The organism is Sulfitobacter sp. DSM 110093 (assembly GCF_022788715.1).
In the GTDB taxonomy this organism is placed as follows: Bacteria; Pseudomonadota; Alphaproteobacteria; order Rhodobacterales; family Rhodobacteraceae; genus Sulfitobacter.
This window is the reverse complement of the sequence record NZ_CP085167.1, coordinates 375,141-400,901: the sequence shown is the minus strand read 5'-3', so window position 1 is coordinate 400,901 and position 25,761 is coordinate 375,141. Positions and strand designations below refer to the sequence as shown.

Annotated in this window: 21 protein-coding genes; 4 read left to right on the top strand and 17 right to left on the bottom strand. The window is 59.9% G+C overall.

What is annotated here, in order from left to right; translation table 11 throughout:
• Positions 1-17: 17 nt before the first annotated feature.
• The 3 genes from DSM110093_RS01885 to DSM110093_RS01875 all read right to left on the bottom strand — a co-directional run bounded on the left by DSM110093_RS01885 (position 18) and on the right by DSM110093_RS01875 (position 5,437).
• A complete protein-coding gene (locus DSM110093_RS01885; protein ID WP_243266453.1) occupies positions 18-1,328 on the bottom strand; it encodes an HlyD family type I secretion periplasmic adaptor subunit in 1,311 nt (436 codons plus the stop codon).
• Positions 1,325-3,061: a type I secretion system permease/ATPase gene (locus tag DSM110093_RS01880; RefSeq protein ID WP_243266452.1), complete on the bottom strand. Its 1,737-nt coding sequence runs from the start codon at positions 3,059-3,061 to the stop codon at positions 1,325-1,327. Before DSM110093_RS01880 ends, DSM110093_RS01885 begins: the two co-directional genes overlap by 4 nt.
• Before the next feature lie 123 nt (positions 3,062-3,184).
• Positions 3,185-5,437 carry a PBP1A family penicillin-binding protein gene (locus DSM110093_RS01875; RefSeq protein ID WP_243266451.1) on the bottom strand — a complete coding sequence of 751 codons (2,253 nt, stop codon included), beginning with the start codon at positions 5,435-5,437 and terminating at the stop codon, positions 3,185-3,187.
• Positions 5,438-5,708: 271 nt separating this feature from the next.
• On the opposite strand from DSM110093_RS01875, the gene amt reads away from it, so the two are divergent.
• Positions 5,709-7,016, top strand: a complete 1,308-nt coding sequence (gene amt / locus DSM110093_RS01870) for an ammonium transporter (RefSeq protein ID WP_243266450.1) — start codon at positions 5,709-5,711, stop codon at positions 7,014-7,016.
• A gap of 60 nt (positions 7,017-7,076) precedes the next feature.
• Here the strand turns inward: amt and DSM110093_RS01865 are convergent, their stop codons facing one another.
• The 5 genes from DSM110093_RS01865 to DSM110093_RS01845 all read right to left on the bottom strand — a co-directional run bounded on the left by DSM110093_RS01865 (position 7,077) and on the right by DSM110093_RS01845 (position 12,739).
• A complete protein-coding gene (locus tag DSM110093_RS01865) occupies positions 7,077-8,801 on the bottom strand; it encodes a histidine kinase N-terminal 7TM domain-containing protein (protein WP_243266449.1) in 1,725 nt (574 codons plus the stop codon).
• A gap of 202 nt (positions 8,802-9,003) precedes the next feature.
• Positions 9,004-10,185: an amino acid aminotransferase gene (locus DSM110093_RS01860; protein WP_243266448.1), complete on the bottom strand. Its 1,182-nt coding sequence runs from the start codon at positions 10,183-10,185 to the stop codon at positions 9,004-9,006.
• A gap of 33 nt (positions 10,186-10,218) precedes the next feature.
• Positions 10,219-11,073, bottom strand: coding sequence for a 3-mercaptopyruvate sulfurtransferase (gene sseA, locus DSM110093_RS01855; RefSeq protein ID WP_243266447.1), 855 nt, complete (start codon positions 11,071-11,073; stop codon positions 10,219-10,221).
• A 297-nt stretch (positions 11,074-11,370) separates the two neighbouring features.
• A complete protein-coding gene (smpB, locus tag DSM110093_RS01850) occupies positions 11,371-11,859 on the bottom strand; it encodes an SsrA-binding protein SmpB (RefSeq protein WP_243262063.1) in 489 nt (162 codons plus the stop codon).
• 61 nt (positions 11,860-11,920) lie between these two features.
• A complete protein-coding gene (locus tag DSM110093_RS01845; protein WP_243266446.1) occupies positions 11,921-12,739 on the bottom strand; it encodes a sulfotransferase family protein in 819 nt (272 codons plus the stop codon).
• Between the two features lie 170 nt (positions 12,740-12,909).
• Here DSM110093_RS01845 and DSM110093_RS01840 point away from each other — a divergent pair, with 170 nt between their 5' ends.
• Positions 12,910-14,487 carry a DUF5928 domain-containing protein gene (locus DSM110093_RS01840; RefSeq protein ID WP_243266445.1) on the top strand — a complete coding sequence of 526 codons (1,578 nt, stop codon included), beginning with the start codon at positions 12,910-12,912 and terminating at the stop codon, positions 14,485-14,487.
• A 116-nt stretch (positions 14,488-14,603) separates the two neighbouring features.
• Positions 14,604-15,116, top strand: a complete 513-nt coding sequence (locus DSM110093_RS01835; protein WP_243266444.1) for a PepSY domain-containing protein — start codon at positions 14,604-14,606, stop codon at positions 15,114-15,116.
• 145 nt (positions 15,117-15,261) lie between these two features.
• On the opposite strand, the gene DSM110093_RS01830 is transcribed toward DSM110093_RS01835, so the two are convergent.
• The 3 genes from DSM110093_RS01830 to DSM110093_RS01820 form a co-directional block, all read right to left on the bottom strand.
• Positions 15,262-17,772, bottom strand: coding sequence for a cation:proton antiporter (locus DSM110093_RS01830; RefSeq protein ID WP_243266443.1), 2,511 nt, complete (start codon positions 17,770-17,772; stop codon positions 15,262-15,264).
• Positions 17,773-17,849: 77 nt separating this feature from the next.
• Positions 17,850-18,479 carry a DUF1523 family protein gene (locus tag DSM110093_RS01825; protein ID WP_243266442.1) on the bottom strand — a complete coding sequence of 210 codons (630 nt, stop codon included), beginning with the start codon at positions 18,477-18,479 and terminating at the stop codon, positions 17,850-17,852.
• A gap of 127 nt (positions 18,480-18,606) precedes the next feature.
• Positions 18,607-19,395 carry an alpha/beta hydrolase gene (locus DSM110093_RS01820; protein ID WP_243266441.1) on the bottom strand — a complete coding sequence of 263 codons (789 nt, stop codon included), beginning with the start codon at positions 19,393-19,395 and terminating at the stop codon, positions 18,607-18,609.
• A 91-nt stretch (positions 19,396-19,486) separates the two neighbouring features.
• Here DSM110093_RS01820 and DSM110093_RS01815 point away from each other — a divergent pair, with 91 nt between their 5' ends.
• The gene (locus DSM110093_RS01815) at positions 19,487-20,962 is read left to right on the top strand and encodes an NAD-dependent succinate-semialdehyde dehydrogenase (protein WP_243266440.1); all 1,476 of its coding nucleotides are present in this window, start codon (positions 19,487-19,489) and stop codon (positions 20,960-20,962) included.
• Positions 20,963-21,020: 58 nt separating this feature from the next.
• Here DSM110093_RS01815 and DSM110093_RS01810 read toward each other — a convergent pair whose 3' ends face one another.
• From DSM110093_RS01810 to glcF, 6 genes are all read right to left on the bottom strand, one after another.
• Complete coding sequence (locus DSM110093_RS01810; RefSeq protein ID WP_347568633.1) at positions 21,021-21,215, bottom strand: DUF6525 family protein; 195 nt, start codon at positions 21,213-21,215, stop codon at positions 21,021-21,023.
• Positions 21,216-21,293: 78 nt separating this feature from the next.
• A complete protein-coding gene (locus tag DSM110093_RS01805) occupies positions 21,294-21,998 on the bottom strand; it encodes a metal-binding protein ZinT (RefSeq protein ID WP_243266438.1) in 705 nt (234 codons plus the stop codon).
• A gap of 193 nt (positions 21,999-22,191) precedes the next feature.
• On the bottom strand, positions 22,192-22,680 hold the full coding sequence (locus tag DSM110093_RS01800) for a hypothetical protein (protein WP_243266437.1): 489 nt from the start codon (positions 22,678-22,680) through the stop codon (positions 22,192-22,194).
• Between the two features lie 246 nt (positions 22,681-22,926).
• A complete protein-coding gene (locus DSM110093_RS01795; RefSeq protein ID WP_243266436.1) occupies positions 22,927-23,397 on the bottom strand; it encodes an Hsp20 family protein in 471 nt (156 codons plus the stop codon).
• Between the two features lie 150 nt (positions 23,398-23,547).
• A complete protein-coding gene (locus DSM110093_RS01790; protein WP_243266435.1) occupies positions 23,548-24,378 on the bottom strand; it encodes a trypsin-like serine protease in 831 nt (276 codons plus the stop codon).
• A 49-nt stretch (positions 24,379-24,427) separates the two neighbouring features.
• Entirely contained in the window at positions 24,428-25,756 is a 1,329-nt protein-coding gene (gene glcF / locus DSM110093_RS01785) for a glycolate oxidase subunit GlcF (RefSeq protein ID WP_243266434.1), read from the bottom strand.
• Positions 25,757-25,761: the final 5 nt, after the last annotated feature.

Genomic DNA, 25,761 nt, shown 5'->3' with positions numbered 1-25,761 from the left:
CTGGCCGGTCGACCGGGTCAGCTTTCGCGGAAGGCGCGGGCGAAATAGTCGGCCATGGGTTTGAGCAGATAGGCCATGGGAGAGCGTTCTCCGGTGCGGATAAAAGCCTCGACCGGCATGCCGGGTAGTAGGATGGTGCCTTCTTCCAGCTTGTCAGTTTCACCGGGATTCAGCGCAATCTCAGCTCGGTAATAGGTTTGCCCGGTGGCGTCGTCTTCGATGGAATCGGCGGACACTTGCAACACCTTGCCGATCAGTTCTGGCGTGGTGCGCTGGTTCAGGGCCGACAGGCGCAAATTCACTTCTTGGCCCACCGCGACCTGATCAATGTGGATTGTTTGCACACGCGATGCGATGATCAGCGGGCGATCTTGGGGGACAAGGTACATCAGCGGTTCTGCTGCGCGCACGACCGAACGCGGCGTCTGTACTTGCATGGCATAGATGATCCCCGACACCGGAGCGCGGATAGAAAGACGCTCAATTTCAGCCCTAAGCGCGCGGCGCTGTTCGGCCATTTCCAGCTCTCGATAGCGTAGGTCGCGCAATTGGGTGATCGCCTCTTCGCGGCCTGCTGAACGAAGTTTTAGGCGTTCGATATCAATCTCGGTCACACGCTCTTGGGACTGGGCTTTTTGCGCTGACAGTTCGCCGATCTGCCCCGTTAGACGGGCCTCTTCACGTTGCAGGTTCAACACGGCAGACGCCTGCGTCAACCCGCGATCCAACAGCGACTGTTGATTGCCCAGTTCTTCTTCAATCAGGTCCAACTGCCGTGCCAGTGCCGTCTCTTGCGCGTCGACACCGCGGATTTGGGCATTGATCTGCAACCGGCGCTTGCCCAACTGCTCAAGCTCTTGGGCCACGCTGACGCGCCGCGCGTCGAACAGGTTACGCTGCCCGTCGATCAATTCCTGCACATCCGTATTTTCCGACCCAGCGGCGACCAATTCATCGTCAAAGGTCACCGAGTCGGTTTCGTCGCGCTGCGCCTCCAACCGGCCCCGGCGGGCCATAAGTTCAAACAATTGCCCTTCGACGATGGCCAATTGCGAGGTGAGCTGCTCAGCGTCGAGTTGCAACAACACATCCCCGGCGGCGACGCTGTCGCCTTCATCAACGCGGATCTCGGCCACCACGCCACCCGTTTCATGCTGAACGATCTGCCGATTGCGGTCGACTTCGATCCGACCTGACGCAACAACAGCCCCAGCAATTTGGCTGGTCACAGCCCAAGTACCAAAGCCACCGAAAAGCACAATCAGCCCCAGAAATCCAAGGATCAAGGGCCGCGTCGCGGACCAATGCTTGTCCGTACGATCGCTCATGTCACACCCCCGGCATGCGCAGGCGCTTTTTTGATTTCGCGGTGGTTCTGCACCATTTCTGCCAGCACTTCATCTTTGGGGCCAAAGGCCTTGCGCATACCGCCATCAAGCACCAGCAGCGTGTCGCATTCCTGAATGGCCGCTGGGCGGTGCGCCATGATCAGCACCGAACGCCCGCTGGCTTTCATTTGCCGGATCGCATGGTTCAGCGCCTGTGAGCCGATATTATCAAGGTTCGAGTTTGGCTCATCCAGCACAACGATCATCGGATCGTCATAAAGCGCCCGCGCCAGCCCGATACGCTGCATTTGCCCACCCGAAAGCCGTACCTGACCCGCGCGGATCGGCGTGTCGTAGCCTTGGGGGAATTCAAGGATCATCTCATGGGCCGCTGCCATCTTGGCGGCTTTGACCACTTTGGCGTCATCCGGCTCAGGCAAAAGACGGGCAATATTCTCGGCAATAGTTCCGTCAAACAACTGAACCCGCTGCGGCAGGTATCCAATGTGCCGCCCCAGCGTCTCGCTCCCGTAATGCTCTAGCGCAGCCCCGTCGAGGCGAATTGAACCACCCGCAGGCTGCCAAACCCCGGTAAGAGTGCGCGCCAGCGTCGATTTGCCAGCTCCCGAAGGGCCGATCACGCCAACCGCTTGGCCCGGCTCTACGGTGAAGTTGATCGACTTTAACGCGGCTTGCTTTTCACCGGGCGCCACGACTGTCAGCGCTTTGGCGACCAGTTTGGCCTTGGGCTTGGGCAACGCGGTGCGCGCGGGTTCGACCCCGACAGCCCCCAAAAGCTGAGCCAGATTGGCCCAACCGGCCCGCCCGCGCTGCACCACTGGCCATTGGTTCAATGCCAGCTCCACCGGGGCCAGTGCACGGCCCAGCAAGATCGAGCCTGCAATCATCGCACCCGGCGTCATCTGGTTTTGCAAGACCAGCCACGCGCCAAGGCCCAGCATTGCCGATTGCAAAAACAACCGCAGCGTCTTGGTCATTGCTGTGAATGTACCGCCCACATCGGTTGATTTAACCTGCTGTTGTAGCGCCTGACCTCGGGCCTGCTGCCAGCGCGAAAAAGCCGCGTCGCGCATGCCCATCGCCTGCACCATCTCGGCCTCGACCCTGATTTGGTCTGACATGGCATTTGCCGCCTGCCCTGAAATACCCGCTTGCGCTTGGCTTTCGCGCGACAGCAATTGGTTCGCCACGGTGATCGCCACCAGCACCGCCGCCCCGCTGAGTGCCAGCCAACCCAGCATTGGGTGAAACAGGAAGATCGCCGCGAAGAAGATGGGCGTCCAAGGTGCGTCGAAGGCAGCCATCAGAACGGGCGAGGTCATCAAACGCTGCACGGCCTCAAGATCGGCAAGGCTGGCATTGGTTTTCACATCTGGCGCCACGGCAGATTTGCGCACCACCGCATCAAACACCCGCCGGTCGAGATCGGATTGAAACCGCGCGCCCACCCGCGCCATGATCCGACCGCGCGTGTAATCCAGCACCCCCATCACACCATAAAGAAAGACAACCAGAACAGAGAGCGCGATCAACGTTTCCTCTGAACCAGAGCCAAGCACACGGTCATAGACTTGCAGCATATAAAGCGGGCCGGTCAGCATGAGCATATTGGCAAAAAGACTGAACAGCGCCACCGCCCAATAAAGCCCACGGCTGCGCCTACGCACCTGGCGCAGTTGAGCCAGCCCTCTTTTCACAACATCGCTTTGCATCGATATCTATCAACCCTATCCGCAGCCTAGCACCGCTGCGCGCAGCATGCCCTCCTTAAAGGCATAATTAATTTAACAACCTATTGCCAACTTTCCTTTTGCGAAGGCCGACGCCCAACCGCCCTAGCGGTCGAGGAAGCCCGGCGCGGGGGCGCTGGCCCCGTCGCCGCTGCTGCCGCCCCCAAAGATGTCGCGCAAGACCCGGTCGATCACGTTGTCCGCGCCACCGCCTTGGTTGCCGCCCCCTTGGGGTTGCTGCACTTGAGGCTCCGGCGCGGGCTGCGCTTCGCCGAAATCGCTTGGCGGTGCGGGGGCCAGCATCGGCAAGTCCGTCAATGGCATCCCCTCATGCACGCGGCTCATGGTTTCACGCCAAATCTCTGCCGGCAGGCCACCGCCAGTAACCCCTGTCAGCGGTGTGTTATCGTCATAGCCCATCCAGACACCGGCCACATAATCCGCCGAGAAACCGACAAACCATGCATCTTTGTTCGCTGAGGTCGTGCCCGTTTTCCCGGCCAACTGACGACCGCCAAACTTGGCGCGTTGGCCCGTCCCTTCAGAGATGACCTTCTCCATCATGTAGACCAACTGCCGCGCGGCATCTTCTTGAATGACACGCTCGTTGATGCCGCCACCGGTCCCCATCAAGGGTTCGGTTTCGCCCAGTAGACGCAGATCAATCAAACCATAGGGCGTCACGGACGACCCGCCGTTAAGAATACCCGCATAGGCACCGGTCATTTCCAGCAGCGTGCTTTCCGATGCGCCAAGCGCCAGCGCGGGGCCAGCAGCCAGATCGCTTTTGATCCCGAATTGCGAGGCGACCGAACTTACGATTTCACGACCCACACTTTCAGAGACCTTGACCGCCGGAATGTTAAGCGAACTTTTTAGCGCCTCGGTCAGGGTGACCGGTCCTTTGAAATTCTTGGTGTAGTTTTTGGGGCACCATTGACCTGAGCCGGGGATATTAAGGCAGTAGGATTCATCAACAATTATGTCGTTTGGTGAATAACCCAGATCAAGCGCGGCGGCATAGATGAAGGGCTTAAACGCCGAGCCCGTCTGACGCATTGCCTGCGTGGCACGGTTGAATGCGCCTGCGACTTTGGTTTTGCGCCCCCCCACCAGTGCGCGCACCGCACCGTCCGAAGACATAACAACAATCGCTGCCTGCGCTTTCGAGCTTTCGCGCACCTTGTTCTCGAAAATCCATTTCAAGCCGTCTTCAGCCGCACGCTGGATGCGCTGATCGAGCGTCGTTTTGATGATGACATCTTCGGTGGTGTTGCGCGTAAAGAATTCCGGCCCCGAGGACATGACCCAATCGGCAAAGTAACCACCTGCTTCGGCTTCTGCCGCTTCGGACAGTTGCGCGGGGTTGGCGATGGCTTCATCGGCTTCGGCAGCAGACAAATAGCCCTGCTCTTCCATCAGGCGGATCACTGTGGCGGCGCGGCTTTGTGACCGATCGAGGTTGTTGGTCGGCGACAGCGTTGTGGGCGCGGTCAAAAGACCGGCCAGCATCGCCCCTTCGGATGCCGACAATGCTGCAGCAGGCTTGCCAAAGAAACGTTGCGCTGCGGCCTCGGCGCCAAAGGCACCGCCGCCCATATAGGCGCGATTAAGATAGATCGAGAGGATGTCGTTCTTGGTATATTTAAGCTCCATTGCCATGGAAAAGAGCGCTTCCTTGGCTTTGCGGCCCAAAGAAGAACGTCGGCAATCGGCCTCATATTCTTTTTCCGTCATGCCTGTGCTGGGGTCATAGGGTTCCCCAAGACAGAGCAGTTTTGCCGTTTGCTGCGTGATGGTGGAGCCACCGTGCCCCTGTAATGGGCCGCGCCCCTCGCTGAGGTTAATGCGAACAGCCGAAGCGATGCCCCGCGGGCTGACCCCGAAGTGACGGTAGAACCGCCGATCTTCGGTGGCGATGACCGCGTTTTTAAGGTGTTTGGAAACGGATTCAGCCGACACCACGCCACCAAACTGATCCCCGCGCCACGCAAAGACGTCGCCTTCGCGGTCCAACATGGTGACAGAGCCGCGCGCGCGGCCATCCAGCAATGCGTCAAGCGGCGGGATTGTGGTATAGATATAGCCGACAGCCAAGCCAAGAACGAGGATTGCCACAAGGCTGACGCGCCAGGTTATTGTCCAAATCAAGCGCCAGAACCAACGGGCCAACCCAGCAAAGAACCCACCGATCCCCCCGCGCCGGGGCCGTTTGCCGCGGGCTGGCTTACGGCGCGCGGGCGCCGCCTTGCGCGCGGCAGGTTTGGCCTGCGCACGCGACTTGGGCTTCGGCTTTGCCTTACCCGGATACCGCTTGTCCGCCACCAAGGGGCGCTTTCGCTTGTTCTTGTCGGTCATAAAATTGCCTGCCCGGCCCTATTTTTTGCCACTTTAGCCTGACTGCAGCGGTTTGTTTAGCGCTGCAAGGCGCAATCGGCGTCAATTGTCTGATTAATTTATAGGCAGATTCCAGCCAGCGCCCGCTTTTTAGGCAGCAGTGCCAATGAATGGCGCAAATTTGGCAAGGAAACCTGTCCAAGAGCGCCTGATTCCCGGTTTTCTCATGCTGCACGGGCAACCGCCCGCTTCGGTAAGCACGCATTCGGACCCGCAGACAGGAAACGACCATATGAAACCCATCTTAATACTTCCCCTCGCAGCGGCGGTCAGCGCCCTGCCCGGGCTGGCGCTGGCACAGGACGCGGAATACGCGACGCTGGCGGATACGACCTTCATCTTCAACACACTCCTCTTCCTGATCGGCGGCTTCCTCGTCTTTTGGATGGCGGCAGGCTTTGCCATGCTGGAGGCCGGGCTTGTCCGCTCCAAGAACGTCACAACACAGCTGACCAAGAACATGGGCCTCTTTGCCATCGCGGCGGTCATGTATTGGCTCGTTGGTTACAACATCATGTACCCCGGTGACGGCAATTGGATCATGGAAGGCGTCTTTGGCACCTTCGCAACCAAAGACATCAAATCCGAGATCGACGCGGGCGGCTACTCCAACGCTTCTGACTTCTTCTTTCAGTTGATGTTCTGTGCCACCACGGCCTCCATCGTTTCTGGTGCGCTGGCTGAGCGGGTCAAACTTTGGCCCTTCCTGATCTTCGTGGTCGTACTGACAGGCTTTATCTACCCGATCGAGGCATCTTGGCAGTGGGGCGGCGGTTTCCTCTCCGCGATGGGCTTTAGCGACTTTGCTGGCTCGACCCTCGTGCACGCTGCTGGTGGCTTTGCCGCACTCGCCGGGGCCATCGTACTAGGGCCGCGTTTGGGCAAATACGGCAAGGATGGCCGCGTGATCCCGATGCCGGGCTCCAACCTTGCGCTCGCCACTCTGGGTACCTTCATCCTGTGGATGGGCTGGTTCGGCTTTAACGGCGCCTCGCAACTTGCCATGGGCACCATCGAAGACGTCGACGCCGTGGCGCAGATCTTTGCCAACACCAATATGGCCGCTGCCGCTGGTGCCGTTGCCGCGCTGATCCTGACACAGGTGCTCTACAAAAAGGTCGACCTGACCATGGTGCTTAACGGCGCGTTGGCTGGCCTCGTCTCGATCACTGCCGGGCCGCTTGACCCGACATTGTTCGGCGCGCTTTGGATCGGTGCCGTGGGTGGTATCATCGTGGTGCTGACCGTTCCCATGCTCGACAAGTTCAAGATCGATGACGTGGTCGGCGCGATCCCGGTTCACCTGATCGCTGGCTTCTGGGGCACGCTGGTTGTGCCGGTCTACACCGAAGGCACATCCTTTGTGACGCAGATCATTGGCTTTGCCGCAGTTGGCATCTTCGTCTTCGTGGTCAGCATCGTGGTCTGGATGATCATCAAGGCCGTAGCAGGCATCCGCGTCAGCGAAGAGGCTGAGATCACCGGTCTGGATATGTCGGAACTGGGGATGGAAGCCTACCCCGAGTTCGCCAAGGGCTAAGCACCCCCACATTACCATGACAATTGACCGCCCGGCCTGAAAAGGCCGGGCGGTTTTGCGTTATGCCACCAGCGGTAAAGAAATCGTAAAGGTTGTCCCGACGCCCGGTGCGCTGACATAGCGGATGCTGCCATTGTGACGGTCCAGAATCTGCCGTGTGATATGCAGCCCCAAACCGCTGCCATAGGCGGTTTTTGTGTCGGAACTGTCCAGTTGGCAAAACCGTGCAAACACTTGTTCTTCGGCCCCCGGCGGGATGCCACAGCCACTGTCATTCACGGCTACCACGGCCATCCCCTCTTCTTGCCGCAGGCTGACCTCGACCAACCCACCCAGCGGTGAAAACTTTACCGCGTTCGACAGCACGTTGGACAAAGCTTGGGCCAGCCGCTCGGCATCGCCCTGCACCATCAGCGCAGCTTCAGGAATGTCACAGGCAAAGCGAATATTCTTCTCGGGCTGCAAGCTCTCGGCCCGCGCCAGCGCGTCTTGAACCATGGGGCCGAGTGCGCATCGTTTCAGGTCTATGCTGAACTGCGCGCTGCTGAGGCACTGGGTATCAATCAAATCATTCACCAGCTTTGTCAGCGTCTCGGAACTGCTGGTCGCCTTTGCGATCAAGCGGGCCTTTTGCGCGTCGTTTACCTTGGTGCCGCCTTGCGACAACAAGCCAAGCGCGCCGTTAATCACCGTCAGCGGGGTCCGCAGTTCGTGACTTACCGTGGCAAGGAATTGCGCCTGCATCTGTTCGGCGGCAATCGCCTTTTGCGCGGCAATCTTCTGTACGGTGACATCCAAAAGCGCCACGGCCCAGCCGACGTGCTTTTGCCCCATTCCCAAAGAAATCGCATGGGCACGCACGGCGAAATGGCGGTGACCCAACTGAATGTCTATCACATCTGGCAAGCAGCCTTGTGCCGCAAGATAGCGAATAATCGGCCCTAACTCTCCGAATTCACGCAGCGCCGGGGCATGCACGGCCTCCCGGCGCAGCAATTCTGCCGCCGCTGGGTTCGTCTCAATTGCCTCGCCCTCGGGGTCGATCACGAAAACCGGATCGGTGCTGTTGTAAAACAAAAGCTCCCGCGCAATTGCGTTAACGTCAATCCAGCGGTTGTCGGCCACCAGCCAAACCACCAGCGTCAGCGAGAGGGCAAAGGAAAATGGCGTAGGGTCGGTGTGAAACAGGGTAACTCCGCCTATAATATAGGTCAGATTGGCCACCATCGGGATGAGCGTCGCAGCAAAAAGCTTGAGAAAAAAGCTCCGCACTGCTGGATTTGCCGTCCGCACCGCGCGGCCCGCGACGACTGCAGCCGCCATGATGACCACATAAAGATATGCAATCGCTATGAAAAACAGCGGGCCATGGTCCGAAAGAATATATGATCCATTCTCCCCCGACAGCCATTTGGTCTCTGACCCGTAGAACTTTCCATGCCAATTGTTGGTCACCGCCCCAAGGGTGATAAGCGCAGGCGCGACAACACCGCAAAGCGCCACAAGCCGCCGCGGCACCTTGGCCCCAAGCGCGTATTCATAAAGAAAAAAGGCCCAGAAGGTCGGCAGCAACACAAAGCCGATCCAAGCCCAACGGCTGACCGCAAAGGCGCAGGAGGCCGAAGTGGCAGAAAGCTCTATCCCGACCGACAAAAGCCAGAAATCCATGGCAAAGATGGCGCATAGGAACCAATGTTTACCGGGCAGGCTGCTATGTCCACGCACCCAAAGGGCCAGCACGGTGACGAGCGAAGCTGTCACAATCACCAGCTGCACGGCTGGCATGCTTACATCCATTCGAATGCACTGAAAAATTGATTCTAAAATCGGCCTGACCCTGAGTTTCCCCCAAAGGTATCCAAACAGACCATTCCGACCAAGTTTTGATCTAATCTGGACAGAACCGGGGCAATGGTGCCGCTGTGGTCCGGATCAACCCGGTACAGATAAAGAGATCGGGCCGCGACAAGCGCGGCCCAGATTGGTGTTAGATACCTACGTCAATGATCGCGCGGGCCAGAATTGGCACACTGTTTTGGTTCAACCCTGCGATGTTCATGCGGCTGTCACCAACCATGTAGATACCATGCTTTTCGCGCAGCGCTTCGACCTTGTCCGGGGTGGTGCCAAGGCGCGAGAACATGCCCCGGTGCTGGGCGAGGAAGCCAAAACGGTCCGATCCAGACAGGCGCTGCAATTCACCCGCCAGTTGCTCGCGCAGGGCCAGCATGGCGTTGCGCACCTCTTCCAGTTCGGCCATCCAGTCGGCCTTGAGTTTGTCATCGGTCAGGATGGTCGACACGATCCGCGCGCCGTGATCGGGCGGGAAACTGTAGTTCTGGCGGTTGAGGAAGGCCAGCGTGGCTTGGTTCAGCCCTTGGGCCGCCTCGGAAGCCACCACCATCAGGATGCCGGTCCGCTCACGGTAGATGCCGAAGTTCTTGGAACAGCTTGCCGCGATCAGACATTCCGGCACCGAAGAGGCCACTTTGCGCGTCGCCGCGGCATCGGCTTCCAGCCCGTCGCCAAAGCCCTGATAGGCGATGTCGATCATCGGCACGGCACCAGTGCTTTGCAGCACTTCGATCACCGCGTCCCATTCGGCACTGTTCAGGTTCGCGCCAGTCGGGTTGTGGCAGCAGCCGTGCAGCAGGACCACATCACCCTTCTTGGCGGTCTTGAGGTCTTCGATCATGCCGTCAAAGTTCACGCCGCCGGTGTCGCTGTCGAAATAGCGATAGTTGACCACTTCCATGCCCAGATAAGACAGGATCGACAGGTGGTTCGGCCATGTCGGGTCAGAGACGAAAACGCGCGCTTCAGGGTTGGCCATGCGCACCAGTTCAAACGCTTGACGCACAGCACCTGTGCCGCCGGGGGTGGCGGCGGCGGCAATCGCGCCGCGTGGCACGGCATCGCCCAAGACCAGTGCGGCCATCGCGTTGGTATAGGCCGGATCGCCGGCAAGGCCTGTGTAGACCTTGGTATCTTGGCTTTCCCAGATGCGCTGCTCGGCTGCTTTGACGGCGCGCATCACCGGGGTGTTGCCGTTGGCGTCTTTGTAGACACCGACGCCGAGGTCGATCTTCGTGTCGCGCGGGTCTTCGCGGTAGGCCTGTACAAGGGCGAGGATCTTGTCAGCGGGCTGGGCCTTGAGCGTCTCGAACATGGGGTTCTCCGGTTGGAAGTTAACTAAAAAGGGTTAAGCCGCGCCGGTGGCGACGGGCACGGTGGGGAACATGCCCCATTCCGACCATGAGCCATCATAGAGCGACCATTTGCGATGCCCCATCCGGTCTAGCGCCAGCGCCAGCACGGCAGCGGTGACGCCAGAACCACAAGAGGTGATGACGGGCTGCGCCAAATCCACGCCCGCCGCCTCGAAAATGGCGCGGGTCTGTTCGGGGGTCTTCATCGTTTTGTCGTCGTTGAGCAATTCGGTGAAGGGTACATTGCGTGCGCCGGGAATATGGCCTGCGCGCAGCCCTTCGCGTGGCTCTGGCGCATCGCCGCGGAACCGCGCCGCGGCGCGGGCGTCCACGATCTGCGGATCGCCGAGTTTCGAGGCATGGGCCACCTGCGTCACATCGCGCACCAACTGGTTCTGAAAGCGCACGGTCATATGGCGGTCGCGCGGCACGGGCGGCATATCTTCGGTCTCGCGCCCCTCGGCCTGCCATTTGGGCAGACCACCATCGAGCACGGCGACATTCTCCTGCCCCATCAGGCGGAACAGCCACCAGACACGCGCCGCTGACATCAGCCCGGCGCCGTCATAGACCACCACCTGATGCCCGTCGCCCACGCCCATCGCCCGCAGGCGCGACATGAATTTTTCAATCGGCGGCGCCATATGCGGCAGGTCCGACCGCGCGTCCGAGATGTCATCAATGTCAAAGAACCGCGCGCCGGGGATATGAGCGGCGTCATACTCGACCTTCGGATCACGCCCGGCGTCGGGCAGATACCATGACGCATCCAAGATGCGCAGGTCCGGGTCTTTCAGGTGCTGAGCCAACCAGTCGGTTGAAACCAATGTCTTGGGATCGTCGGCCATCGGGGCCTCCTTCGTCGCGGGCGTTGCCCTTGACTATAACCGGCAGGGGGTGCTGGCAAGTGGAAGGGGGCGGTGAGAGGGCCATCGCCTGCCCGCGGGTCGGCGATGTGACGTCGGTTCATGCCACTTTATGGATTAGACGAGATGTGCGTCCCGCGAGGTCGCGCCAAGCCTCACCAAATCGCCTACCCGGTCGCAACAAAGGTGCGCCTAGTATATTCTGGCACGCCTTTGGCGTGACGGGCGGGCAGGCGATGGCCCGGCGCCTGCGGCTTGATTTCGGGCCTGCCGCACGTATCAGCCGTGATCCTTCAACAACCGCTGCTTCTGCCGCGACCAATCGCGCTTGGCCGCCGTCTCGCGCTTGTCATGCAGCTTCTTACCCTTGGCCACACCGATCTTGATCTTCGCCATGCCGCGATGGTTGAAATACATCACCAGCGGCACCAGCGTCATGCCCTTGCGCTGCGTCGCATTCCACAGGTCCGCCAATTGCTTGCGGCTCACCAACAACTTACGGCGGCGACGTTCCTCGTGCTGAAAGGTCTTGGCCTGACGGTAAGGTGCCACGTAAGAGTTCACCAACCACAGCTCACCATCTTCCACGGCGGCGTAACTCTCGGCGATATTCGCCCCACCTTCGCGCAGGGATTTCACCTCGGACCCTTCAAGGATGATGCCGCATTCGATGTCTTCTTCGATAGCGTAATCAAACCGCGCGCGGCGGTTTTCGGCGATCACCTTGTAGTTCGGATCGGATTTGGAGCTGGTTTTGACCTGTGACATGCCAAAGCATGTAGAGCGCCCCCCGCCCCGGTGCAAGATGTGCGGTCAGGGTTCTTACACGTCAGTCGCCCAGTTTGGCGTGCACCTCATCCAAATCAATCTCGCCCACGGGTTGCTTGTTGCCGGGGTTGTCAAAGTCATATTTGAACAGATCGAAGTCGCGTTTGTAGATCTCGCGCATCAAATGCATCGACAGATCGTCAAAGTAATCCTCAACCGGATGTGCCCGCTTGGGCCCATGGCCCTCGCTCTCGTTAAAGCGCGGGATCGCCGCCAGATCGACCTGATGCGGCGTCTCCACGGCATCGAGCACCTTCTGCATGCCACCGTTAAACTGCTCGGTCCAAAAGATATTGTCGTAGGTACCGCCGTTGATGATGAAGGTGCTGACGTGCCCCGACACCGCAGACCAGTGAATGTCCGGGTCCATCGGCCGCCGCCAACGAATGGTATCGCGCGCAAACAGCAAGAAACGCCGGAAACTGGCGATCTGGTCGAATTCCTCTTTGCCGTCATCGCCGCCCACGTCGATCCCGTATTTCTGCACCAGCAGCGGCACCAGATTGCCGCGATACCGCCGCCCATTGCGCTGGATGCCGCAAATCTTGTCAAAGAAGGACGATAGGATACGCGTGTATGGGTTGCGCACGCAGGTGAAGGTATAAGATTTATGCGCCGTCACATTTTCGGAAATCGGCCCTTGGGAGGCATCCAACGCCCATTTGTGAATGCCTGTATTGGCATCGTGAATGTCCCCGTCAAAGAACGTGCCATGATCCGAATAATACATGATCTGGCCAATCGTCGAACAAGCGCATTTGGGCACCACCCGGTACACCAAGCTTTCGCTTTCCGTCATCCAAATTCCGGGGAAACCCATGCGCGCTCTGCCTCCTGCTGCCGCTGACTGTTTTAAGCAACAGTTTGGCATTGCCGTAGAAAAGCAAAGAAATGCTGTTTATTCAATCAGTCTTCACGATTAACTAGGTAAATGACCCACGACAAAAGGCCGATGCAAGCGGGCCGCGACAAGGACATTCGGAATCCTGCATGGCGAAAATTGCCTACATCCTGCTGTGCCACAAGGATCCGGAGGCCGTCATCCGGCAGGCCGAGCGGCTGACCGCCGTGGGCGACTATATGGCGATCCACTTCGACGCTTCCGCCAGTGCCGAGGATTACGCCCAGATCACCGCCGCCCTTGGCGACAACCCCAGCGTTACCTTCCCGCGCAAACGCGCCCGCTGCGGCTGGGGTGAATGGTCTTTGGTGCAGGCCACGCTGGATACGCTCACCGCCGCGATGGAATGCTTCCCCCGGGCCACGCATTTCTACCTGATGTCCGGCGATTGCATGGCGATCAAATCCGCCGAATACGCACATCAGTTTCTTGATGAGAATGACACCGACTTCATCGAAAGCGTGGACTATTTCAACAGTGATTGGATCAAGACCGGCTGGAAAGAAGAGCGGCTGATCTATCGCCACTGGTTCAACGAACGCACACAGCGCAAGCGGTTCTACGCGATGTTCGAGGTTCAGAAACGCCTTGGCCTCACCCGCCAAATTCCCGCCGACCTTCAAGTGCAAATCGGCAGCCAATGGTGGTGCCTGCGCCGCCGCACCATCGAGGCGCTGATGGAATTCACCCACAAACGCCGCGACGTGATGCGCTTTTTCCGCAGCACATGGATCCCGGATGAGACCTTCTTTCAAACCCTCGTGCGCCATCTGGTCCCCGAGGCGGAGATCTCCAACCGCAGCCTGACCTTCCTGCTCTTTACCGATTACGGAATGCCGGTGACCTTCTACAACGACCACTACGATTTGTTGCTAAGCCAAGACTACCTTTTCGCACGCAAGATCAGCCCCGAAGCGCTGGACCTCAAACGCCGCCTCGGCCTGCTCTATTCCGCCCGAGGGGTACAGTTTCAGATCAGCAACGAAGGTCGCAACCTCTTTAAGTTTCTCACCGCGCGGGGCCGTATCGGCCGCCGCTTCGCCCCCCGCTTTTGGGAGACCGAAGCCAGCCTTGGTCGCGAACGCGAACTGCTGATCGTCATCGCAAAGAAATGGCATGTGGCCAAACGTGTGCTCGAACGCATGCGTCAGGTGACCAACTTACCCGGCATCGACTTTCTGTTTAATGAGGAGGACACCCCTCTGCCTGATCTTGGCGGCACCCAAACCACGCTGGAAAAACGCACCCGCCACCGGCGCGCGCTGATGCGGATGCTCTATAACTATTACGATAGCGAGCGGCTGATCGTCTGTATGGATACATCCAACCTCGACCTGCTGAATGATTTCGCCTCGGACCGCGCCCAAGTGCGCATGCTTGAGATTGAGTGCAAGCTGACAGACCGGTACTTGAGTGACCACGCCCTACGTATCGGGCTGGCCGGAGAGCAGACGTCCCAAGAAACCCTGACGCGCCTGCTGCCCCCAATCCGAGGCGACATGCTGCACGAAGCCAATCAAATTCGTGATGCCCAGTTTGAAAACTATAGCCGCCTGTCTGAGTACGCCGACACAGAGACAAATACCGCAGCATTGGCACGCTTCTTGACCGTTACTGAGGATAAGGCCCGCGCGATCGCGCAGACTGATAATCTCTTCGCAGATTAGCACCACCACTCTAACTACATGGAACAGCCCCGACCGACAGGCGTTGGACCCGGAACGCCGATACCGCGCACCATCTGCGGATCGGCAAAACCAACATGCACCCAATGAGGTTATCCATGCACCCCAAGTTCACCGCCATCGCCACTTCCCTCCTGCTTGCCCCAGCTGCCCTCCTTGCCCAAGAGACCGCCCCGCAGGTAGACCGTATCAGCATGTCCCAGGCCATCAAGGCCGCGCAAAGCAGCATCGACGGCGGCGTGCTAGAAGCTGAAATCGAAACCGAAGGCGATGCGCTGGTCTACGAAATTGACCTCGTCCGCGGTGATGCCGTCTACGAAGTGACCGTGAATGCCGCTACGGGCGAGGTGCTCTCGCAATCCGAAGAGCAACTGACCAGCTTCCTCAGTGGTCTATTCCAGGAGGATGAGCTACGCGCCGCCGGTGAATCTCGCGAAGCCTTGATGAAAGCGCTGACCGAACTCGAAGGTCAAGACGGCACGCGGGTTGAAGAGCTATCGCTCGACGATGAAGACGACCACATGGTCTATGAAGTCGAACTGACCGACGCCACGGGCGAACGCGACGTGCTGATCGACGCCAGCACCGGCGAGATCACAAACGACGACTGATCCACAGCCTCAAGGTGCGGCTGCCCGAGCTGGCCGCACCTACACAGCCAAAAAACGCCCCTCCCCCTCATTTCATCCTTTCTTAAATACCGCTGCGCAACATCGGCCCCAGCCGCAACGTCAACGTTTACCCCCGCCTCACCGCTCAAATCTTACCGTCACCGGCCACCAAATCCACCGGATCGATCCCCCGTTTTTCCGCACTGGCCCGCACGGCGTCTCGCAGCGCGGCGCTCCGTTCAAGCAGGCGTCGGAAGCGGTCTTCGTCCAGCACCAGTAGGGTCGTGGGTGCGATGGCCCGGACATCCACCCGACGTACACGGTTGGTCAGGATCGCCATCTGCCCAAACATTTCCCCGCGCCCCAAACGCCAAGTTTGTCCCGCGCTTTCTAACTCAACCGCGCCCGAAGCGATGAAGAAAACGCTGCTCGCAGGGCTATCCTTGTGCAAAACCACATCGCCAATATCGACATAGCGGGTTTTGAGCGTCCGGCTCAGCCGCTTTAGCGCGGCATCCCCCAGATCTTTAAACAGAGGAAACTGCTCAATAAGCGCCCCGCGCCGCACGGCGAGATCCAGCCCCGGTCGACCTTCCGCTGCCATGCGCCGTGTCGTCAATTCCTGCATGAGTGCGGTATAGACTTCGGCCCCGAACAGCCCGTCTTCGCGCATCAACGTATATTCACGCTCTTCCAAACGCAGCGCGGTCCGGCGAATGAAACGGCGTTCCAATTCCTCGGCGTAACCGGGGTACTGTAGCCGCAAACCTTCCAGAGCGGTTTCAATCCCTTCGATGCGGCGCGCCAGCAGATCGTGCAGCAGTTCCGCCACCCGGCGCCCATGAATACGGCGAATGCGCCCGTCGATGAATGTCCCCAAGTCGCGCAAGATCAACCGCTGCGACAGCAACATCTCAAAGCGGTCCGCCGTCATCCGCGCCAATGGGCCAGACACACCATAGCGTCCGTGCAGAACCGCCGCTGCGCGGAAAGTGCGCCCATAGGCCACACTGCGCCGCGCCGCACGTTGATAGCCACTGCGGCCTTGGGTCCGCGCCCCTTCGATCAGCCGGTCAGCGTCAGAGAGCACCAGATCGGCCATCCGGGCCGAGATCGTCCGCTCCCGCACGCGGGCAAGGATCGTGTCGCGCTCATGGCCCGCCAGCGCGATCAGGCCAAGTGCGATGCGGTCCCGGTCAAGGATGTCGGTCGCCTCTTCGGCAGTCTTCACCGCCGTCTCTAACCGCTCGCCAAAGCGCTTGGCCTCAGACCGCACGATATCGCGGTTCAGATCGTAGTTTTCGGTCGTTTGGGCCACGTCCTCGCGCACGGTCTGTAGGGCAACAGCGATCACCTGCCGCGACAGCGCGTGGTCGATGGGGGAAAGCTGATCCAAGCCCAGCCGCCCAATGATCCAACGCAGCGTCGTACCTTGGGCCAGCAGGGTAAACAGGGTGAAACCGGTGGCCAGAATACCCACGATCCGTTGGATATCATCCGGCACCCGCACGCTTTCCGTCACCGCCAGCGCCAGCGCCAGCGTGACCGCCCCGCGCAAGCCCCCCCAGAGGATCGCCACCCGGTAGGGCCGCTCGACCGACGGCGAAAGTTTGGCGGCCGTCAGCAATGGCAGCAGGCCAAAAAGGATCACCGCGCGGGAAAGGATCGCCGCAATGACCACCACCGCAATAAGGAAGAAATCCTCCAGCCGGACTTCCTCCAGCAAGCGCGGGATCAGCAAAGCGGCAAGGATAAAGATGAGCGCCCCCGCCCAATGGGCCAGCACGTCCCAAAGTTCGCGCAGGTTGGTCAGCGCCTGCGGTGGCAACCGCCCCGGCGCGGTGAGGTTCAGCGTCAGCCCCGCCGCGACCACGGCGATCACACCCGACGCGCCAACGCTTTGCTCTGCCACGATATAGGCTAGGTAGGGCAGCGCGACCGAGATCGATTGCTGTGCCAGTTCGTGCCGTGCAAACAGCGCCATCACCCAAACAGAGACCCGCGCGCCCAGCCAGCCCACCAACGCCCCGCCCGCGATCAACATCGGAAATTGCGCAAGCGCACTGCCCAGCTCCGGGTCGGGAATGCCCAGCATGACATAGCCCATAAACAGACCGAAAAGCGCGATCGCCGCGGCATCGTTCAGCAGGCTTTCACCCTCAATGATCCGCGCCAACCGACGCGGAGCCGAGATTGAGCGAAAGATCGAGACCACCGCCGAGGGGTCAGTGGTCGAAACAATCGCCCCGATCAGTAGACAGGCCGCCAATGGAATGGCGCTAAACCAGAAAAGCGCGTAGCCAATGCTGACCGTCGCCACCACAACCGCCACAACCGCCAGCACAAGGATCGGCACCCAATCGTCGACCATCCGGCGCAGGTTCATCCCCAAGGTCGCTTGGAACAACAGCGTCGGCAGAAAGACGTATAGAAATACGTTCGACCGGATCGGCAGCCCCAGAATGGCGGCGGCCATCGGGTTCAGCGCATCGGTCAAATCCGTGCGCAACAAAAAGATCGCCGAGGCCCCGATAAGGATACCCACAACAGCAAGGATCACGCTGAATGGCAGGCGCAATCGCGCCGCCAAGGGCTCGGCCAAGCCGATGACCACAAAGAGCGACGCGATGATCGTGGTGACGAGGATGATGTCCATATAGGATGGAATACCAGAGTTTTACCTGAATGCGGGACACTTCTTGCCCCGCTCAGCGCTTGCAGTTCTCAGTGATGTTACTTCCGCGCGCGGCGTTCGGCCCGCCAGCGGGCAAAACGGCCCCGTCGTACGGCGATGTCGTCTTCGAACGCTTCGATCCTTGGGTCCAGCCGCGCCCGGCGGAAGCGCCGCCAGCGCACCCAGATCGCATAGACCAGCGCCGCGAAAAGCAGCAGCACAATGATGGTGACAAAGGGAATGCCCTTGGCCGCATCAGGCCCTTCGACCGCTCGCAACGAGATGGCATTGGGGTAGATCGACAATAGCTCACTGCGCCAACCATAGTGTTTCAGCGCGTAATACTGTGGTGCGCCGGTGGTGCTGCGTGCGTCTGCCGCCTCGGCCTGAAGGTTGGCGGTGTCGAATTTGAAATAGGGCGGCCAGCCCCAGCCCGTATCTTCGTTACGGTAGACCATGACATCGCCCTTGGCGCGGCGGGTCTGAATGAAAAAGACATCGCGGTTGACCGCCTGCCCGGCGCTGTCAGTCGACGACCCGGACCAGAATATAGAGCTGTTGCCGAAGTCGATCCGCTTTTCATAGGTGTCCGTGACACGCACGATATCGGTCTGTGGCAAGGTATAGTGGAAGAACGCCCCCACCATCACCCAAATGGTTACCCAGAACACCCATTTGACGATTTTCATCTTCGGCCCTTTCAATTACGTCGCGCGGCCGATCAGGGGCCTTCCCCTCCCGACATAGTGCCTCTGCGGCACTGCGGCAAATGCCTTACGCCTTAGCGCGAGGCATTTGTCGCGACCCACAAGCGATTTAGCTGCCCAAAAGTGCTTTGGTCAGGTCGCTGTCCGGCTCGGCCAGCGGGTCGATCACATCGAAATGATGCTTGCCCTCGGCCACAACCTGCTTCGCGCCCCAACTGCGGGCGAAATTCTCAGCCTGCTCAAGGAAAACGGGCCGCTCATCGGCGCCCACCCAAACCGTCACGTCAACCCCATGGGGCGGGGTCATGTTCATCGGGCTTTCAGCGGCGGCTTCGGCCTCATCCAGCTGCAAAGTGTCGTTCATCTCGGTCTGAAGCAGCGGTGTCAGATCGGCCACGGCTGAGATCGGCACGATCCGCGTGATCCGGTCGCGCACCTCGGCCCCCAGCAGCAAGGGGTCGGTCATCCGGGCCACCAGATGCCCGCCCGCTGAATGGCCCGACAGCACGATGGTGCCCTGCGTGCGGTTCGCCACTTCGGTCAACGCGGCGGCGATTTGTGTCGATATTTCCGAGATGCGCACATCGGGGCATAGGTCATAAGACGGCATCGCCACGGCATAGCCCCGCGCCAATGGCCCGGCAGCCAGATGCGACCAATAGCTCTTGTCGAACGCCTTCCAATAGCCGCCATGCACAAAGACGACAGTGCCGCGCGACACGCCCTCGGGCTGGAAGAAATCGAATTTTTGACGGTCCGAGGGGCCATAGCGCACATTCAACTGCGCCCGCGCGCCCAAGTTTGCGCGAAACGCCTCTGCCTCCTTCTCCCAGCGGGGCGGAAAGCCGTCGGCCCCATCGATATAGGCTGCATTTGCATAGGCGTCATCTAGCATCATTTGGGTCTCCCACCCCGGATTTGATCAAACTGAACTGGACAATCATACTCGTTGTTGCTTTGGAGGCTATAGAGAATAGCGGAGAGATGACATGACTGATGCTAAGACGGATCTGAAATCACTACTCAAAGACCCCAGCTTGCTGGAGACCCGCGCCTATATCGGCGGCCAATGGGTCGACGGCGACGACGGCACATTTGACGTGACCAACCCCGCGCGGGGCGATGTCATCGCACAGGTCGCTGACCTAAGCCGTGCACAGGTCGCAGGTGCTATTGCACAGGCAGAAAAGGCGCAGAAGGACTGGGCCAGTTGGACCGGTAAGGAACGCGCCACCGTGATGCGCAAATGGTTCGACCTGATGATGGAGAACCAAGACGATCTGGGCACCATCCTCACCGCCGAACAGGGCAAACCGCTGGCCGAAGCCAAGGGCGAGATCGCCTATGGCGCGTCCTTTATCGAATTCTTCGGCGAAGAGGCCAAGCGCGTCTACGGCGAGATGATCCCCGGCCACCAGCGCGACAAGCGCATCATGGTGATGAAGCAGCCCATCGGCGTTGCTGCTTCGATCACGCCGTGGAACTTCCCCAATGCGATGATCACCCGCAAGGCGGCCCCCGCGTTGGCGGCGGGCTGTTCCTTCGTGGCGCGCCCGGCGGCTGAGACACCGCTCTCGGCCATCGTCATGGGTGTGCTGGCCGAACGTGCGGGCATTCCGGCGGGCGTGTTCAACGTGCTGCCGTCGTCGTCCTCTTCGGCTGTGGGCAGGGAGTTCTGCGAGAACCCCGCCGTGCGCAAGCTGACCTTCACCGGCTCCACCGAGGTTGGGCGCATCCTGCTGAAACAGGCCGCCGATCAGGTGATGAAATGTTCGATGGAACTGGGCGGCAACGCGCCCTTCATCGTCTTTGACGACGCCGATCTTGATGCCGCCGTCGAAGGCGCGATCATGTGCAAGTTCCGCAACAACGGCCAGACCTGTGTCTGCGCCAACCGGATCTATGTGCAGGCGGGCGTCTATGACGAATTCGCGACCAAGCTGAAGGACCGGGTGAGCAAGATGAAGGTCGGCGACGGCCTTGAGGAAGGCACCGACCTTGGCCCGCTCATCAACCCCGAGGCGTCGGACAAGGTGCGCGAGCACATCAAGGATGCGGTCGACAACGGGGCCGAGATCATTCTGGGCAATGCCAAGGACGACATGGGCGGCAACTTCTTCGGCCCGACCATCGTGACCGGCGTGACGCAAGACATGAAGGTCGCCAAGGAAGAGACATTCGGCCCGCTCGCGCCGCTGTTTAAGTTCGACGATGTGGACGATGTGATCGCCATGGCGAACGACACGATCTTTGGCCTCGCGTCCTACTTCTATGCCAAAGACCTCAGCCGTGTGTACAAGGTCGCCGAGGCGCTGGAATACGGCATCGTTGGCGTGAACACCGGCATCATCTCGACCGAGCTTGCCCCCTTTGGTGGGGTCAAGCAATCCGGCCTTGGCCGCGAAGGCAGCCACCACGGGATCGAAGACTACCTTGAGATGAAATACGTCTGCTTGTCGGTCTAAGAACCGACCGGAGGAATGAAACGGGGCGTGCCTAAGGCGCGCCCCGTTGTGTTTTGCCTCAACGCTCCGGGCGGTCCTGCGCCAGCATCCAACCTTCTGCGCGGCTCAGGTGATGCGCGGCCTCAGCCACATCCCCTTCGCAGCGCTGCAACGCCCGACACCAAATCCGATGCGCGGATTGTGGCGACCACGGCAATGCCGCTTGCGCAAGCCAAGCCCGCAGAGCCGGTGGCAGGCGATCATATGCCGCCATTGGATCCCCCTGCCGCCGCCTGTGCTTCAGCCCGCTGCGCAGGTTTCGCTTTCTGCCAGACATGCTGATGGGCCGCCTTTAGTGCGCTTGCATATCCGCCGCGATGTCAGCGGCGCTCATGCTGGTGGGGAAATAGGTTGGCCAGTTGGTGAGTTCCGCAAGCACCTCGGCGCGATCATCACCCCAATAGAGGTGGTAGTGGTCGGCCTTTTCGGATGCGATTATATGGTCGCTGAATTGAATATACGCCGGTGCTTCGGCATCTCCACCCTCTTTGGCGAAAACATAGCGCACGCCGCGGTTGCCCTTTTCGTAGGTCAGCACTTCGTAGCCATCGCTGGCATAGCGCCCCTGCACCGGATCACCGTCCCGAAAGAAGGTCACAGCGTTGCCTTCGATGGTGATGCGATCCACATCGGTGGCATAGCCAACCTCGTAGTAGGCTTTGTATTCCTCCGCGGTCTTGTCGCCTTCTTCGGCTTTGTGCTGCATCACCGGATCAAGCGCGCCCTGTTGCAACAGCGGGAACACGGATTGCCAGTCGCCTGCCCAATCAGACAAGGGGCGATCCTTGATCTGCTCATCGTCGAAGTAGCCTTTGTAGATGTCTTCTTTGGCATGGTCGTGATCATGAGCGTGGTCGTGGTCGTGGTCGTGGTCGTGGTCGTGACTATGCGACTCATTCTTTGTCTCGGAAGCCGTTTCCGCATAAACCGGTGCAGAAAACGCGAGGCCAGCGCCAAGAGTGAGAAGGTAAAGCGGGGATGCGAGTGTCTTTTGCAATGTCGAGCTCCGTAGTTATGCCGAATGGCGATACTGATATGTTATATCATAACTCAACCGCCTTAGCCCTCTTAGGGCATCTTGGCAAGCTGACAGAACTCTCGACCGAAGGGCGGCAACAAAAAAACCGACAGCACTTTCATGCTGCCGGCTTCCGGGCGCGGGAGAGGTCGCCCTATCGGAATGACCTAACTTAGTTGGTCTGGGTCTGTGCCGCGCCGCCCGCATTCATCTGCTGGGTCAAGGCTGCCGCAAATTCTTCGCCTGTCATGCCGATAGCGAGCTGGCCGTCGGCGTCAACAACCTGATCGATCTGCACCACTGCACGGTCACTATCGACGTCCAGATCGCTGGACAGATCAATGGAATAGCGCACGGAACCATCGGGCTGCGGTTCAACGTTCGAGATCGTGCCGATTACAGTGTCATCTGAGGCCACAGCGATAGAGCTGCCATCAAGCGCGGTGTCCACGTCTGTGGCGCCAGTGGCGGCCTGGTCTGCGGGCAGGTTGCCTTCGACTTCAGCCGCGACATTCGCGTCGACTTCGGTGCCTGCCACATCGGCACTCACGTCAGAGCCCACTCCCGCATCCAGCGACTGTGCGGCGACTGGCGCGGCCATCAATGCTGCCACAGCTGTGGTCAGAGTCAGTTTGCGTAGGGAATTTGCATAGGTTGTCATGGGTCTTCCTTTCATTGCGCGTGCGGATTTTTGCACGCAGTTGCCCGAGCACGCCTGCCCGGTCCCCCCCCTCAACCCGGTTGCTGACGCTTGGTTTCGCGCCCACCGCTGCGCAGCAAAAACACGCCGTTTTCGACTCCCTCACCGGCAGATATCCTCCCAAAGCCATGCCCGCAGTTGCCCACCACCCAACGAAAAAGGCCCGCTTGATAGCGGGCCCTCACAAGCTTCAGCACAGGGCTGGGCTCAGTTCACGGATTTGGCGTCAACCACGTCCTTGTCGATCGCCTTCACCTCGGAAGAGATCGCAATTTGGCGCGGTTTCAGGGCTTCTGGAACCTGACGCTCAAGCTCGATATGCAGCATGCCATTGGCATGGGCCGCACCGGTCACCTGAACATGGTCTGCCAGATGAAAGCGGCGCTCAAAGGCGCGGGTGGCGATGCCACGGTGCAGGTAGGACTTGGCTTCATCCTCATCCGCCTTGCGGGCCGAGACGATCAGCGCCTTCTCACGCACTTCGACGCTCAGGTCGCTGTCAGAGAAACCGGCGACGGCGATGGAGATGCGGTAGGCATCGTTATCGAGCTTTTCGATATTGTACGGGGGATAGCTGGGGGTGGCCCCATCATTTGTCAGAACCCGGTCCATCATATTGGCGATCTGGTCGAAACCAACGCTGGAGCGGTAAAGGGGTGCGAAATCAAAGCTACGCATGTGTTCATCCTCATCATTGAGCGATTGACATATCGGGCCTTCCACCATTGGACAGACCCGATTTTTCAAGCGCCGAAGCCCTATAGAGGCACCTCGGCAAAGCTCATGTGGGAAGAATTTCGCGCGGTTTCAAGTCTTGGGGGCGCAGATTTACGGGCGGATAAATTTCGCCCCTGTCTCGCGCTCTTCGCCGACCCGGATGCGTTTGCCTGCGGGGTTGGAATCCAGAAACACACCTTTGCCCGCCACCAGTTCCGCCTGCAACAATGCCAATGGGGCACCAAGCGCCGTGCCAAGTGACACCTGCGCGCCCTTGACTTCGGCCTTGGCCGACACGACCGAGACAATGTGTGCCTCACCCGCGACAATGCTAAAGATTGGCGCCCCGCTAGAGCCGAAATCGACTGAACATGAGGTGACAAGAACCCCTTCTTGCTGGGCCAGAACCTTGCAAACCTCTTGGAGTGAAGGCGCTTCGGCCCGGTCGCGGGCATAGCTGACCACGCCCACACTGTCGCCGGGACGTGGGCGCGCGGCAGTACCGAAGGGGCGGATCGTCGTGTTGCGGATGGGGCGCGACAGTTCCAAAAGCGCTAGATCGTTGCGCACCCGGCCCGAGGAGACCTCACCATCATAGACGTAGTCGGGATGCACCACGGCGCGGCGGATATCGCGGTAGGCCCCGGCGCGGCCATTGCGCCAACCGGCAAGGAACTGCACCTCGCCATGGTCGATCCGGGCCTTGGTTTCGCGGTCAAACAGGCAATGCGCGGCGGTCAACACCAGACGCGGCGCAATCAATGTGCCCGTGCAAAATCCGGTGCCGCCGATGTCCAAACGGCCAACGGCCTCCCAAGCGGCGGCATCGACACCATTGTCGAGCGCTTTGAGCGCGCTGTCCTGCGCCACTGCCATAGTGGCCAAGGTAAAGACGCCGATAATAGCCGCCAACAATTGTCGCAAAATGTACCTCAAACTCATGTTCACTTTGGCGGATATAGGGGAGTTGCGGCGAAAATACGGCGTAGGCTTAACGCAAACGCGGCACCTGCGCGGGCGCATCGGGGTCGCGGCTGAGCGCGGGTGGTTTTGGCCCACCACAGGCCCAATCCAGCAGTTCGACACTATGCACCACAGGCACACCGGTGCCCGATCCGATCTGCATCATGCAACCGATGTTGCCCGCCGCGATGACATCTGGGGATTTCGCCTCTAGCGTCTTGATCTTTCGCTCTTTCAGCTTGGCCGAAATCTCTGGCTGCATCAAGTTATAGGTGCCCGCCGACCCACAACAAAGGTGACTGTCCGCCGGTTCCACCACAGTGAAGCCTGCCTTTTTAAGCAGTGCTTTCGGCGCGGTCTTGATTTGCTGCCCATGCTGAAGCGAACAAGCCGCGTGATAGGCAACGATCATGCCCTGCCCAGCTCTGACTGCAAAAGGCAGGTTCAACTCAGACAGTAATTCCGTGACATCCTTCGCCAGCGTCGAGACCTTTGCGGCATCTCCGGCCAGCGGGTCATTGCGGAACATATGGCCGTAATCTTTGACCGTCGTGCCGCAGCCCGAGGTATTGATCACGATGGCATCCAGCCCCTTGCCGTCGATCTCGGCGCTCCATGCGCGAATGTTGCGGGCGGCATGGGCGTGGCTTTCATCGGTCTTACCCATGTGATGGGTCAGCGCTCCGCAACAGCCCGCGCCTTCGGCCACCACCACCTCGCAACCCGCGCGGGTCAGCAGCCGGATCGTGGCATCGTTGATATCGGTGTTCAGCGCTTTTTGCGCACAGCCGGTCATCAGGGCGACACGCCGCAGCGGTTTGCCTTTTGCCGGAAAGCTTTGCGGATCGTCATTGCGGCTGACCGGGGGGATCATCTTGGGGGCCATCTCTAACATCGCGCGCAGCCGGGCGTCGGGCATCAGCCGCGCGAAGGGCCGCCCGATCTTGGCCCCCAAAAGCGCCAATCGAAAGCGTGTCGGATAGGGCAATATCCGCGCCAGCATCCAGCGCAGCGCGCGTTCGCCTAGGGGCCGTTTATACCGTTCCTCAATATAGCTGCGCGCGTGGTCGACCAGATGCATGTAATGCACGCCCGAGGGGCAGGTCGTCATACAGGCAAGGCAGGATAGGCAGCGGTCGATGTGCAGGACCGTCTTTGGGTCCGGGTCGCGGTCATTTTCCAGCATGTCCTTGATCAGATAGATGCGTCCACGCGGGCTGTCCAATTCATCGCCCAAAACCTGATAAGTCGGACAAGTCGCCGTGCAGAAACCGCAGTGCACACAGGCGCGCAGAATGTCGTTGCTGCGCTGCGTGTCAGGATCCTGCAATTGTTCGGGGGTGAATGTGGTTTGCATGGATG